Annotated in this window: 1 protein-coding gene; it reads right to left on the reverse strand. The window is 60.0% G+C overall.

Annotation, left to right across the window (positions count from 1 at the left end):
* Positions 1 to 250, reverse strand: a 250-nt coding sequence (locus SB847_RS21790; protein WP_410578792.1) for a hypothetical protein, incomplete at both ends; no start/stop codon positions are given.

Below are 250 nucleotides of genomic sequence, written 5' to 3' on the forward strand. Positions count from 1 at the left end.
TGGCGAGCCAGAACGCGGCCGCCGACTGCAGGATGGCGTGCGCAACCGTCGCATCGGCAAAACCCACCGAGAAAACGAAGCCTTGCAGCAGATAGATGCCGTAGCTGATATGCCCAAGGCGTACCGCCGGTCTCGACGTCAGCAGTCCGAAGAGCGTCGTACGATTGCAGAGCAGGAAGAAAACGCCGCCGAGAATCAGGCTTTGCTCTCGCGAGTACGGAAGCGCATGTAGCGCGAAGACGAGCACAAT

Origin of the sequence: Bacillus sp. SIMBA_026 (assembly GCF_046535335.1) — a bacterium.
In the GTDB taxonomy this organism is placed as follows: domain Bacteria; phylum Bacillota; class Bacilli; order Bacillales; family Bacillaceae; genus Bacillus; species Bacillus velezensis.